Consider the following 13,607-nt stretch of genomic DNA (forward strand, 5'->3'; position numbering starts at 1 on the left):
TATCGCTACCGAATAGGATAAACTCGCAAATTGAAAATGCAAAATTGGATTAGTTATGATGGAAATTCTGTTGATTGAAGATGATACCGCCGTGGTGTCATTGATTCGTCGAGGTCTGGCTGATCCAAACTTTAATATTTCGGTCGCTTTATCGGGGCTGTCAGGACTAGAAATGGCGCTTTCCACCACTTATGATCTTATTATTTTAGATATCATGCTGCCCGGAATGGATGGATTGAAGGTGTGCAAAAAGATCCGTGAACATGGTCGTCAGGTTCCAGTATTAATTCTTTCTGCGCTCGATCAGCCCGAAGATATTGTCGATGGCTTCGAAAATGATGCTGATGATTATCTCACCAAGCCCTTTAATATGTCCGAGCTCAAAGCCCGAGTCGGCCGTTTTTTAAGGAAGAGAGCAGATCCTATCGAAAGGGAACAAAGAAACTTACTTTCATTGGCCGATCTTCACTTAGATCTCGATAGCAAAAGCGCTGCGCGTGCTGGCAATCCGATCGCCTTAACAGCCACTGAATTTCGCTTGCTGGAATACTTGATTCGCAATGCCAAGCGCGTGGTATCCCGTATGGATATTCTGGAAAACGTGTGGGACATGGAATTCAATCTAAGTACCAATGTAGTGGATGTTTATATCAATTACCTTCGCAACAAGATTGATAAGGGCTTCGACAGAAAATTGCTGCATACCAAGGTAGGCATGGGCTATATCTTAAAAGATCCGGATGAAACTGCAAACTAAAATCATTGTCCTCTTCAATCTTATTTGCTGGGCACTAATTGCGGGTTTCGCCATTTATATATCCTATTTTACCCGAGATAGTTTGCGTACCAAATTCTTTCATCGTCTGGAAGAAAATGCGCAAATCGTGGGTAAGCATACCATCGAAGAAGCGGAGCATATCAATGAGATTTACTACGAAATCATGCGCACTTACCTGCGCCAACTGTCTGCGGGTAAAGACTACATTATACGTGTAGATAAGCAGTTTTCGGACGTAGCCGTAAAACCTGATTTACCGCTACCACCCGACTTTTATCAAGATGTCATCACGCAAGGAAAGGCACAGTATATGGATCTGGATACCGCCTATCTCGCGCTTTATTTTTCAGATCCCGATGCCGACAAAAATTTGATTGTCATATCTTCCGGTCGGGATGATTATGGACTGGGCGAACAGGTGAGTTTAGATCGTACATTGCTCAATGCAGCTGGTGTTTGTATGCTGATCGTGGCTTTGATTTCCTTTTTATTTGCACGGCACATCATCAAACCTATCGCTAGCATTAACCATGAAATCAATAAAATTAGTATTGCTAATCTTAACCTTCGAATAGCCAACTCACACAAAGTGCACGATGAGATCTCCACCTTGATTGAAAGTTTTAATCAGATGATCGCACGTTTGGAAGTATCGGTGAATTCTCAGAAGAGCTTTGTGGCCAATGCGTCGCATTCCTTTCGTACGCCGCTTACCATCATCAAGGGCGAAGCCGAATTGGCAGTGCAAGTACCAGGTTTAAACAAAGAATCCACACAATCATTGCTCCGCATTATCAATGAAACCGATCAGATTATCACCATGATCAATAATCTGTTGATCATCGCACGATCTGGTTTGGAAGATAGCAAGAAAGATTATACTACTGTACGATTAGATGAGGTATTGTTTCGGGTACTGAGTTCAGAAAGTAAGGCTAGCGGTCATCCATCTATCTATTTGGACTTAGCCGCCACCCCGGAAATTGGAGAAATGCTGGAAGTTTTCGGTAACGAAAATCTACTGTTCATCGCGCTAAGCAATATCGTTTCTAATGCGTGCAAGTATGGTAAGGATGCTCAGGTCACTATTTCACTCAGAAGTCAAGAGGATGATTTTGTGATCGATATCAAAGATCAGGGAGTAGGTATTCCTTCTAGCGAAAAGGATTTTGTATATGATTCCTTTTTTCGAGCGAGCAATGTGCGGAGTATTCAAGGAACTGGCCTAGGGCTATTACTAGCCAAGAATATTATTGATTTGCATGACGGAAATCTGCTTATACACTCCATCGAAGGAGAAGGTACGCATGTTACGGTGATATTACCCAAGCGCACCTCGCTCTAAGACTATTCTAATCTCGTTCTTAATGCATTCTTAAGAGTGTAAAGTATCCTTGCTAACACGCATACTTTACACTCCATAATGAAGCACCTTTTAGCATTATTTTTTCTAAGTAGTTTGGCCTTCCATGTGCAGGCGCAGGAAGAGCGCGAAGCGCTCATTCCAGCATTGGGTCTGAATCAGGTAGATACCAGCGCCGCGAAAGAAAACGACCGCTCTCAATTATTCAAATTTGATTTTCTGATGCGGTCTGCCTTCGATGCCGATAATTTGGGTAAAGAAGATGCGTTGGCACGCTTCAACTTGGAAGAAGCTCGTATTTTATTTCATGGCGAGTACAATGATCGGCTGTCGTACAATATTCGGTTTAGGCTCAATCGTTCATTCGCACAATCCGGCTTAGATAATTCCTCGCAAGCCTTGGATTTTGCTTTTATGAAGTACAAATTCGGGAAAAATAGAGACTGGGCAATCACCTTAGGTAAGCAAAGCGCCATGGTGGGTTCGTACGAGTTCCAGAATAATCCTATTTACGAATTCCTATTTACCGATTATGTAGACAGAATCTTGAATCTATTTGTGGTGGGTGGAAAGCTTTCCTATGATCTCAACCCTGATCATAGCTTCCATCTCCAAATGTATAATACCGTCAACAATTCTTTTGATACGCACTTGGCGAATAATGGCTTTGTTGCAGGTGATCTGCGACGTGCAAAAGCGCCTATCGGCGGATATTTGACTTGGGTAGGTGCATTTGCTGATCAACGCTTTCACACCAAATGGTCGTACAACTTAGCCCAATTTGCCGAAGGCAAACCTACGCAAGCCGTATCGTTGGCCAACAAGTTTCTGACCGACAGACAAATGGTCTACTTGGATTTGCAATATTCTCATTTGGGCACTGACCACGCACTCATTGCTTCCAATACCATGAATGATTTCTATGCAATGACTGGTGGCGCACGCCAACTATCTAAAAATGTCGTTTACAAATCTGCGGTATTGCGTTACGATCAATTTCTTACAGACAAATGGGAAATCGCCTTGAAAGGCGCTGTCGAAACCGCCGGAAGTAAAGATGATGACACGTTTGGTAGCGATTTTCGTACAAACTACACCTACTTTGCGGCATTGCAACACAAGCCGTTTAAGAAACAAGATTTACGTTTTTATCTCGGATACATTGGCAATAATGTATCCTATTCAGATCGCTTGAATATCGACAATGTGCAATTCAGCAGGATTGCTGTGGGTGGATATTTTACGATTCCAGTTTATTAAAATTTGTATACAAAGGTTTTATCTAATTAACATAGAAGATGCATTTAACACCAAGAGAAACTGAAAAGTTGATGCTGCACATGGCGGGAGAGCTTGCAGCGAAGCGCCTAAAGCGCGGGGTGAAACTCAATTATCCAGAAAGCATTGCCTACATAAGCATGGAACTGATGGAAAAAGCCCGCGACGGTAAAACGGTGGCTGAATTGATGGAATGGGGCACCAAACTATTAAAGCGCAAGCAAGTCATGGAAGGTGTGCCAGAGATGATTCATGATGTGCAAATTGAAGTTACCTTCCCTGATGGCACAAAGCTGGTAACAGTACATGATCCAATTCGATAACCTAAAATAGATACATATATGGTACCTGGAGAATATTTTTTACAAGCGGCCGATGTAAAGGCTAATGTGGGCTATCGCACCACCACTATTTCTGTGGCCAATACGGGCGATCGCCCGATTCAAGTAGGGTCACATTATCATTTTTTTGAAGTCAACAAGTCGTTAGAGTTTGTACGCGAAGATGCCTTTGGTATGCGCCTCAATATTCCGGCAAGCACGGCAGTACGCTTTGAACCTGGCGAAAAGAAAGACGTCATTTTAGTAGAAATGGGCGGCCAGCGCGAGATTCACGGTTTTAATGGATTGACAAACGGCAAGTACACCGACGAAAAGGTGAAAAAGTCTGCGATGACCAAGATGAAAAAACAGAAGTACAAATCAACACAATAACACTAAAAATTCGTGTATTATGGCTGAATGGAATAGAAGAGACTGGATAAAGATCGTAGGATTGGCTTCTGCCAGTGTTGCTACGACCAAGCTCAATGCTTTGGGATTAGAAAAATTAGGACTAGATAAATCGTCCATCCGTTATGAGGATGGCGAGTTGTACATTCCGCGAGATAAATATGCTTCCTTGTTCGGTCCGACCACGGGCGACCGCGTGCGCTTGGCCGATACGGAGTTGTTGATCGAGATCGAAAAGGATTACGCCGTCTATGGCGAAGAAAATAAATTTGGTGGCGGTAAAACCATCCGTGATGGCATGGGACAATCAGCACGTGCCTTGCGTGATGAGGATGTGCTTGATTTTTGCATTAGTAATGTAATCATTATCGATCACTGGGGTATTGTTAAAGCCGATGTCGGCATCAAAGACGGTAAAATCGTCGGTGTCGGAAAAGCCGGAAACCCTGACGTACAAGATGGCGTGACCAAAGGTATGATTATCGGCGCGTCCACCGAAGTACATGGTGGCGCAGGGATGATTCTCACCGCTGGTGGTATTGATACGCACATTCACTTTATCAGTCCGACGCAAGTAGAAACAGCTCTTTACAGTGGTGTAACCACGTTTATTGGTGGCGGTACAGGTCCAGCTGATGGTACGAATGCAACGACGGTTACTTCTGGTAAGTGGTTTATTCACAAAATGCTGGAGTCCTTTGAAGGCTTGCCAATCAATGTGGGCTTTTTTGGAAAAGGAAATGTATCTACCACGCGGCCGATCGAAGAGCAAATCGAAGCGGGCGCTTTAGGTGTGAAGATTCATGAAGATTGGGGCGCTACGCCAGCTACGATCGATGCGGCGCTAAAAGTGGCCGATAAGTACGATGTACAAGTAGCAATTCACACCGATACGTTGAACGAAGCCGGTTTCTTAGAAGATACCGTTGCCGCGATCGATGGACGTGTGATTCACACATTCCACACCGAAGGTGCTGGTGGTGGCCACGCGCCGGATATTATCAAAATTTCCATGTATCCTAACATTTTGCCAGCATCTACCAATCCAACCAAGCCATTCACCGTAAACACGGCCGAGGAGCATCTGGATATGTTGATGGTCTGTCACCACTTGGATAAAAGTGTGAAGGAAGATGTGGCTTTTGCCGATTCACGTATTCGTCCGCAAACTATTGCAGCAGAAGATATTCTGCAGGATATGGGCGTGTTCTCCATCATGAGTTCGGATAGTCAGGCGATGGGTCGTGTAGGAGAGGTGATCTCACGTACTTATCAGACAGCGCACAAAATGAAAGTACAGCGCGGACCATTAGAGCAAGATAAGGCTTCTGGAAATGATAATTTCCGCGTGAAGCGCTATGTTTCTAAATATACGATCAACCCGGCAAAAGCTCATGGTATTGATAAATACGTGGGTTCTATCGAAGTCGGAAAACATGCCGATTTGGTACTGTGGAAACCAGAGATGTTTGGGGTGAAACCCGAAATGATCATCAAAGGTGGTATGATTCTCGGTTCGAAAATGGGCGATGCGAATGCTTCTATTCCAACGCCACAACCGATTATTTACCGTCAGATGTTCGGCAACTTTGGTAAAGCCATGACTAAAACCTGTTTCAACTTCGTGTCCAAAATATCGATCGAGAACGGCACGATTGCTTCGCTTGGTTTATCCAGACAAAGTTTGCCAGTAGAAGGCTGCCGTACCGTCATGAAAAAAGATATGGTACACAATGATGCCACACCAAATATCGTGGTCGATCCAGAAACGTATGATGTAACGGTCGATGGTGTTTTGGCCACTTGTGAGCCTTTGGCGGAGTTGCCGATGGCACAGCGCTACTTCTTGTTTTAATGATTCTGGCGACAGACATACTAGGCAATACGCAGGCGGCGCCCGAGCGTTTCCACGATGTGGAAATGGATTATCTCGAGTTGGATTGGTTCGATTTGGATAAAGGCGTCTTGCGCAGAAATACCGTAGCCGGGAGGGAGATTGGTTTTAAAAACCGTCAAGCTTTTCCGCTCCAAACGGGAGACATATTGTACCAAGATGCGGAGATCTGTATCGTGGTGCGCGTGCTGCCTTGTCTATGCCTTTTCATTCATCCAAGAAATAGTTTGGAGATGGCCAAAGTATGTTTTGATATTGGCAATCGGCATGTGCCCATTGCGATAAAATCAGCAGATGAAGTGGTGGTGGCTTATGAAGCGCCGCTGCATCATCTGTTTCAAAAACAAGGCTATCAAGTGGACCAATCCGAAGCCGTTTTAGAGCAGCTTCAAACCCTGAAAATACATCAGTGGACACGTACAACAAAATTTAGAGTAACCTTAGCAAAAAACGTAGATGAATCCATTATTGACCTTGCTGCAAATAAATGATTCGGTATTTCCGATCGGGAGTTTTACGCATTCGTATGGCTTGGAAACCTACATCCACAAAGGATTGGTGCATAACAGTGCAACGACCAAATCGTATGCCCAAAGCATGTTGCGGTACAATATGTATTATAACGATGCCGCATTTTTTGCGAAGGCTTGGCAGCTGTGTGAGGGTAAATTTTCTAAAGTCAAGCTGCTAGAATTAGATCGATTGGTCAGTTCTTACAAATCTCCTTACGAAATCCGCCAAGCCAGTAAAAAGCTGGCGATTCGCTTTCTAAAAGTGGTGGATGGTTTTGGTGCGGCACGCCGTTGCAAATCGTATTTAGAGGCGATACAAAGCGGTGAAGCGGGAGGGCATTATCCCATTGCCTTCGCTATGTATGCTCAATCACAAGGCATTTCGTACGAAGATGCATTGAGTGCATTTTATTACAATACGTTAAATGGTATCGTTACGAACTGCGCCAAATTAGTACCCATTAGTCAGATGGATGGACAGCAAATTCTGTTTGATTTACAAGGATTGATACAAGAATTAGTCAATAGTCAAGCGGATATGGACGAAGATATGTTGGGCAATTGTTGCGTAGCGCAGGATTTGCGCTGTATGCAACATGAGAAATTATACACGCGGATCTATATATCATAAAAATAATATGGAAAGAAAATATGTAAAAATAGGCGTTGCCGGACCAGTTGGTTCTGGTAAAACGGCTCTGATAGAAAGATTGACACGCCAGATGGCGGAGGATTATAGCATTTGCGTAGTGACCAATGATATCTACACGCGTGAGGATGCGCAGTTTTTACAAAAAAACTCTACGCTACCCGCAGAGCGGATCGCTGGTGTAGAAACGGGTGGTTGTCCGCATACCGCCATCCGCGAAGATGCGTCGATGAATATCGAAGCAGTAGAAGAATTGGTCGCTCGTTTTCCGGATACGGAAATCGTATTTGTAGAAAGTGGTGGTGATAACTTGACCGCGACCTTCAGTCCCGATCTAGCCGACCTTACCATTTTTGTAATTGATGTGGCCGAAGGAGAAAAGATACCACGCAAAGGTGGTCCAGGTATTACGCGTTCGGATCTTCTGTTGATCAATAAAATAGATTTGGCACCGTATGTACACGCCGATCTTTCGGTGATGGAGAGCGATACCAAACGCATGCGTGGCGACCGTCCTTTCATTTTTACCAATCTCATGACTTTGCAAGGTCTCGAAGACGTGAAAAGTTGGATCAAGAAAAACGCCTTATTAGAAAACTAAACCCCAACCATGGAGAGCAGGATCAATATTAATGTAGAACGGGAGAATCAGTTTAGTGTGTTGAAAGAAAGTTTTCACAATGCACCGTATAAACTTACGCACTATGGTGCGCCTCGTGCTCAACCACATTTAGAAATGATTATTATGAGTGCTTCTCCGGGTATTATGGATGGCGATCGGCTCACCATCAACGTCAATGTGAAGCGGGAAGCGCACATGAAGCTGTATACGCAGTCGTTTAATAAGCTGCATCCCATGAAAAATGGTGCTTTTCAAGATACAATTATTAACTTGAACGAAAATAGCGTCTTGCATTATATTCCGCATCCGGTGACACCTTTTAAAGATTCCATCTTTAAAGCGGAGAACAGCATCCATATGGATGCTTCCTCCACCTTGATTTGGGGCGATATTCTGGGTGCTGGACGGATCTATATGAATGAAGCGTTTTTATTCAACAAGGTACATATGCGGACGAGCTTGTATCGAAACAAACAATTGATTTTTACGGACAATCAATGTTTGAAAACCGCCGATCAGCCCGTGCGTGATATGCTATTTTTTGAAGGCTACACACATCAGGCAACGTTTATTTACTCCAGTCCATTTGCCACAGGGATGAAAGCGGAGATGGATGAAATCTTGGCCGGCGAATACGAAGATATTTCTTTTGGATTCACCGACGCTGGAGAAAATACCATTCTGCTACGTGCATTGGGTAATGACGGCGAGCTGTTGTACAGCTTTCTTTCTATGCTAGGGCAAATGTGTTGGGAATATACCCAGCATCAGCAATCGTTGCTGTTGCCTGAGGTAGTTCTTGAAAACAGCAAGCAAGAAGAAGAACGGGTAGAAGAAGCGCTGCCAGCTCGAAAAAAGAAAACCGTGACTGCGGCGGCCAAGAAACAAAAGAGATCTACGGCGGCGTAGTTAGCAACAGAATAATCATTATGCACGAAACAGGGATAGTACAAGAAATCTTCGACACGCTACAACAGGAGTATCCGTATCGCTACCAATCCATCGTGAAGATCCAGTTGGAGGCTGGATTGCTGAGCAATATCCAGCCTATTCTGATTCAAAATGCCTTTGAAGCGTACGTGATCGATGAGCCGCAGTTTGCTGAGGTGGAGTTGGAGGTGAAGGTACTGCCCATACACGCTTTCTGCGAAAACTGTCAGGAAGCATTTGAAGTCGTGTTTCACCGTTTTGTGTGTAACTGCGGCACGCCATCTAGTCAAGTGATACAAGGAGAAGAGTTGAGAATAAGTCAGGTTATATTTAAAAAAGAAGCTATATGAGTAATACGATAAGCCCAAAAAGCAATCAGATGCCGGTAGGCTCTGTGCAATGTGAAAATACGTCCCTTAATTTGTTGAAAGCGAATGATTTTGTGGCGAAAGCGATTCGTGATCGATTGACAGACATCTGCGTCATCAATATTTGTTCGTCGCCAGGTAGCGGCAAGACCACCTTGATGCAAGAAACCGGCAAACGCCTCGGTCAAGATCTAAACATCGCGGTATTGGTCGGTGATCCCGAGACAGAACGTGATGCTATTCGCATGCGCGAAGTCGGTATCAATGCCTTGCAAATCGTGACGGGCGGTATGTGCCATATCGAAGCACAGATGATTTTGCAAGCCTTGGATCACATCAATCTAGAAAATGTAGATCTACTTTTCATTGAGAATGTAGGCAATTTGGTTTGTCCGGCCGCATTTGACCTGGGAGAAGATTACCGCGTAACGCTATTGGCTGCGACAGAGGGAGATGATAAACCAAAAAAATACCCCCGTATGTTTTTGACTAGCGAGCTCATGGTGGTTTCCAAAGCAGATTTGTTGCCATACGTGCCGTTCTCGGTAGATGCAGTGACCAAAGATGCGCGTGAGGTCAATCCAAATCTGGATGTGATCTCCATCAGCAGCTTGAAAGGTGATGGCGTGGATGAATGGTGCAACTGGTTGAAAGAAAGGGTCGCCGCTAAAAAAGCAGCTGCTTCGGTTTCTGAATAAGAGCATATGCTACAGGTAACGGATGACAATTTAGCGTTGGCTTCAGCAGGTTTGCAAGAGGAGCAATTCTGCATCGAGTGGTTTGAGGCGGGAAGATCGCTCATCAAGCGAAAAACCGTGCAGGGTACGGCGCTTCATCTGCAACGTCGCAACGGTAAATATCTGACCGATGGCCAGATTATTTACCAAGATGCCGATCGGTATGTGCGCATTAGTACCTTGCCTTGTACCTGCATGGTGTTGACGGCTGAAGATCCAGCGGTGATTGGTGATTTCTGCTATGATGTGGGCAATCGCCATCTTCCTGTTTTTTGTGTCGGAGAAAATGCTTTTGGAGTAGCGTATGATGCGCGCTTGTATGAAGCATTAGCTTCTAAATTCGGTGCACATCTTCGGCTAGAAAAAATAAAATTGTTGCCCCATCAAGCATTGCTTTATTTCTAATTAAAGAAAACAATACGGAATTAGATGCCGAAAGTATTTTTAAGATTGCTAGCGTGCTGTACGCTGGTACTAGGTTTTGGATTGGTAATCGGTTGTGGCGGTAGAGAAGCTAATAATAGCGCTGTTCTTAGCGTGAAGGCGACCGATGCGCGTGGCGTGGAAATCGTATTGCCGCATTATGCAGAGCGCGTTGTCGTGCTATTCGAACCATTTGTCGACGAGATGTACATGCTTGGTGCAGGCGATAAATTAGTAGGCATACCACAACAGGTGTATCAAAATCCTTCCACCTATCACTATTTGTCGCAAGTGGATTCACGGATTGCGCGCAAAGAGATTGCGACGCCCACCTTTGGTGGGCGGTCTACACAAGTAGAAACGGTGATCGGCTTGCAGGCCGATTTGGCGATTGTGTATGAATACGATACCGAAACTATTGCACAACTCGAAGGATTGGATATTCCGGTTTTTGTGGTTTCCAGCAAAGATAAAGCACATATTTATGATGAGTTGGTTGGCGTAGGCACATTGATCGGAAAGAAAGAACGAGCAGAGAATATTGTTGCATACGTGAACTCCGCTATCGAAGGAATGGCTACCGAAGCAGATTCTGTGCGCAAAAGTGTGTATTATGCTTGGTCCAAGGGTCGCGTATTCTCCACTTCTGGCCGCGGTTCTTTAGTCGACTTATCCATTCAGGTTGCTGGTGCGGTAAATGCCTGCCCGCTACCCTTAGAAGCGCCCAATGTGAGTGCAGAATCCATTTATAAGTGGAATCCTGACATGATCGTTTTGTGGAATTCGGATGTGGACGATGTATACAGCTTGGCAGAGTTGGCGGCTTTACCGGCGGTCGTGAATAAACAGGTTTTTGCGATGGAACCCACATTTTTCTTTGATCCGCACACCGTAAAATTTTTACTGTTTGCTAAGCAGCTGCGGCATTGGGGCTACCACGAATATACGGACAAAAACTTTAAAGAAGAATTGCAGGAAATCGTCGGTTTTTTATATGAAAATAACATGAGCTTGGAATAAATGCAGGTTTGGAAAATATCTTTGTTAGTCATAGTGCCTATCGTGGTGCTATTTTTATCCCTAGGATTAGGAAGTACCGGTTTTGTTAACATACCGGATTTGTTGTATTATAGCTATGCGGCTTGTGCTTCTGCACTCGGCATCGAAACGGTAGTCGCTGATCATAACTTGGAAACCATTCTTTGGCAAGTACGCTTGCCCAGAATTTTGCTGACTTTTATGGTTGGTGCGGCACTGGCTGTGGCTGGCGGAGTTTTACAAGCGGTATTTCGCAATCCCATTGTAGATCCATTCTCACTGGGCATTTCCTCAGGGGCAGCATTTGGCGCCGCCTTATCGATGTTGATTTCTCTGATTCCACTTAATTTATCGGCTTTTGTTTTCGGCGTGATTGCCGTAGTCATCACCTATCTGGTTTCGTATACAGGTGCCAAAGGTTCGCTCGTGACTATGGTCTTAGCCGGCATGATTATATCAGGCGTTTTTACCGCTTTTTTGACGGTATTGCAATACCTCAGCGATCCGTATAAATTGCAATCCATTGTGCAGTGGACGATGGGAAATCTGCACACCGCTTCGTGGGCGAAGGTGCGTACCGCTGTAATCCCAATTACATTAGGCATTGCTATTATTCTGGCCTTACGCTGGAAATTGGATTTGCTGGCTTTGGGCGAGCAAGAAGCGATTGCGGTTGGCGTTGATCCAAAAATTATTAAGTTGGTGATGATCGGCGCTGCTACTATGATTACCGCTTCGTCGGTTGCTGCGGTGGGCATGATTAGCCTGTTCGGACTGATTGTGCCGCACATTAGCCGGATGCTGGTTGGCCCAAGCAACGCATCGGGCGTGTTGGCGAATATCTTGATTGGCGGCACTTTTCTGTTATTAATAGACGATTTTTCGCGGACGTTATTGCCATTCGAAATCCCAGTCGGTGTGTTCACCATGATGTTGGGCACACCATTGTTTATTTATCTCATGCGTAAAAACGCTATAAACTGGAACGCCTGATGGAATTGATTAAGATTGATAGATTGTCATTCGGCTACGGGAAGCAGCAAGTTATCCAGGAGCTAAACGCTACGTTTATCCGCGGTGAACTTTCGATTATACTGGGGCGCAATGGAAGCGGAAAATCTACCTTGTTCCAGATTTTGTCGGGTGTGCAAAATGCGTATCAAGGTCATGTTGCGATCAATGGCATCGAACGCAAAAGTATAAAACGACAACGCGCTTCGGATGTAAGGATTGGATTTATGAGTCAATTTCACCAAACTACGTTTCCGTTTTCGGTATTCGATGTGGTGATGACTGGTCGGGCGTCTTTTACCCGTTTTGCGCCACGTGCAGAAGATCGTCAGCGGGTAGAAGATGTGCTCACACAATTTAACCTCTGGTCGTACAAAGATCGTCCGTACACGCAGCTTTCTGGTGGCGAACGGCAGCTGGTATTGCTATGCCGTGTGCTAGTGCAAGATCCTGATATTATTCTACTGGATGAGCCTACTAATCACTTGGATTTGCACTATCAGGTCAAAGTGTTGGAAAATCTCAAGCGCCTAGCGGCGGATGGAATCACCATTGTGTGTATTATGCACGATCCGAATTTGGCATTGCTGTATGGTGAGCGTTTGTTCCTCATGCAGCACAAGCAACTGCGCTCGCTGAGTGGATTACCAATTGGGGAGATTCATCATATGCTAGAGGAGGCCTATCAAGTGCGGCTCGAAGCCATTCAGCATGGTGATAAAAATTTGATTGTACCTCACATATCTGCTTCCCATGACAAAGAGATTATCACGATTAGTCCGGTTGATCACGCGCAGATCGACGAAGTGGTCACTTTTGTGCGCGAAGCAAGGCGTCATCTTTTCCCAAGTCTGGATCACTCGATCGTGCCGCGCGACTTGGCTACGTTTGTAGAAACGTTCATCAAAGATGAGAATGGTGCATTTCTGCAAGCCAGAGATCAAATTGGCAAACTGATCGGCACCATTGGTATGCTGACGTACGACTGCCGATTCGATCAGTTTGATTTGCCACAACATCGCGTAACGGAAGTAGTCAAATTATTTGTGGATCCGACTTGGCGTCGGCAAGGATTGGCAAGTCGTTTAGTACAATCGCTACATAATGTAGCCGCCAGCCGAAAGATAGACACTTTGTACTTGCATACGCACCCATTTTTGCCAGGTGCACAGCTATTTTGGCATAAGCAGGGCTTCGAGGAGATAATAACTTGTGTACACGGTGATTTTGAAACCATACACATGGCCTACAATTTACAGGACTCTTAACCTTA

The 13,607-nt window shown here is 44.8% G+C and carries 16 protein-coding genes; all 16 read left to right on the forward strand.

The genetic code is table 11. From position 1 onward, the window contains the following. Positions 1-55: 55 nt before the first annotated feature. Positions 56-757: a response regulator transcription factor gene (locus tag DC487_RS03020; protein WP_239016308.1), complete on the forward strand. Its 702-nt coding sequence runs from the start codon at positions 56-58 to the stop codon at positions 755-757. Continuing rightward, positions 741-2,123 (forward strand): HAMP domain-containing sensor histidine kinase, encoded by a 1,383-nt coding sequence (locus DC487_RS03025; protein ID WP_116774457.1) that lies wholly within the window; start codon positions 741-743, stop codon positions 2,121-2,123. The genes DC487_RS03020 and DC487_RS03025 overlap by 17 nt, the downstream gene beginning before the upstream one ends. A 78-nt stretch (positions 2,124-2,201) precedes the next feature. Next, complete coding sequence (locus tag DC487_RS03030) at positions 2,202-3,401, forward strand: porin (RefSeq protein ID WP_116774458.1); 1,200 nt, start codon at positions 2,202-2,204, stop codon at positions 3,399-3,401. Between the two features lie 38 nt (positions 3,402-3,439). Continuing rightward, positions 3,440-3,742 (forward strand): urease subunit gamma, encoded by a 303-nt coding sequence (gene ureA, locus DC487_RS03035; protein WP_116774459.1) that lies wholly within the window; start codon positions 3,440-3,442, stop codon positions 3,740-3,742. An 18-nt stretch (positions 3,743-3,760) separates the two neighbouring features. Further along, positions 3,761-4,132, forward strand: a complete 372-nt coding sequence (gene ureB / locus DC487_RS03040) for an urease subunit beta (protein WP_116774460.1) — start codon at positions 3,761-3,763, stop codon at positions 4,130-4,132. 19 nt (positions 4,133-4,151) lie between these two features. Next, positions 4,152-6,005 (forward strand): urease subunit alpha, encoded by a 1,854-nt coding sequence (gene ureC / locus DC487_RS03045; RefSeq protein WP_116774461.1) that lies wholly within the window; start codon positions 4,152-4,154, stop codon positions 6,003-6,005. Next, the gene (locus DC487_RS03050) at positions 6,005-6,535 is read left to right on the forward strand and encodes an urease accessory protein UreE (RefSeq protein WP_116774462.1); all 531 of its coding nucleotides are present in this window, start codon (positions 6,005-6,007) and stop codon (positions 6,533-6,535) included. The genes ureC and DC487_RS03050 overlap by 1 nt, the downstream gene beginning before the upstream one ends. Continuing rightward, positions 6,501-7,187: an urease accessory protein UreF gene (locus tag DC487_RS03055; protein WP_116774463.1), complete on the forward strand. Its 687-nt coding sequence runs from the start codon at positions 6,501-6,503 to the stop codon at positions 7,185-7,187. Before DC487_RS03050 ends, DC487_RS03055 begins: the two co-directional genes overlap by 35 nt. 7 nt (positions 7,188-7,194) lie before the next feature. Beyond that, positions 7,195-7,806: an urease accessory protein UreG gene (gene ureG, locus DC487_RS03060; protein ID WP_116775021.1), complete on the forward strand. Its 612-nt coding sequence runs from the start codon at positions 7,195-7,197 to the stop codon at positions 7,804-7,806. 9 nt (positions 7,807-7,815) lie between these two features. Beyond that, positions 7,816-8,736, forward strand: coding sequence for an urease accessory protein UreD (locus tag DC487_RS03065; RefSeq protein ID WP_116774464.1), 921 nt, complete (start codon positions 7,816-7,818; stop codon positions 8,734-8,736). A gap of 20 nt (positions 8,737-8,756) precedes the next feature. Then, positions 8,757-9,107 (forward strand): hydrogenase maturation nickel metallochaperone HypA/HybF, encoded by a 351-nt coding sequence (locus DC487_RS03070; RefSeq protein ID WP_116774465.1) that lies wholly within the window; start codon positions 8,757-8,759, stop codon positions 9,105-9,107. Further along, positions 9,104-9,823: a hydrogenase nickel incorporation protein HypB gene (hypB, locus tag DC487_RS03075; RefSeq protein WP_116774466.1), complete on the forward strand. Its 720-nt coding sequence runs from the start codon at positions 9,104-9,106 to the stop codon at positions 9,821-9,823. The genes DC487_RS03070 and hypB overlap by 4 nt, the downstream gene beginning before the upstream one ends. A gap of 6 nt (positions 9,824-9,829) precedes the next feature. Beyond that, positions 9,830-10,267 (forward strand): urease accessory protein UreE, encoded by a 438-nt coding sequence (locus DC487_RS03080; protein WP_116774467.1) that lies wholly within the window; start codon positions 9,830-9,832, stop codon positions 10,265-10,267. Positions 10,268-10,291: 24 nt separating this feature from the next. Then, positions 10,292-11,305 carry an ABC transporter substrate-binding protein gene (locus tag DC487_RS03085; protein ID WP_116774468.1) on the forward strand — a complete coding sequence of 338 codons (1,014 nt, stop codon included), beginning with the start codon at positions 10,292-10,294 and terminating at the stop codon, positions 11,303-11,305. After that, entirely contained in the window at positions 11,306-12,316 is a 1,011-nt protein-coding gene (locus tag DC487_RS03090) for a FecCD family ABC transporter permease (RefSeq protein WP_116774469.1), read from the forward strand. Next, positions 12,316-13,602, forward strand: a complete 1,287-nt coding sequence (locus DC487_RS17185) for a GNAT family N-acetyltransferase (RefSeq protein ID WP_165799006.1) — start codon at positions 12,316-12,318, stop codon at positions 13,600-13,602. The genes DC487_RS03090 and DC487_RS17185 overlap by 1 nt, the downstream gene beginning before the upstream one ends. Positions 13,603-13,607 lie beyond the last annotated feature (5 nt).

Origin of the sequence: Sphingobacterium corticibacter (genome assembly GCF_003076635.1) — a bacterium.
GTDB lineage: Bacteria > Bacteroidota > Bacteroidia > Sphingobacteriales > Sphingobacteriaceae > Sphingobacterium > Sphingobacterium corticibacter.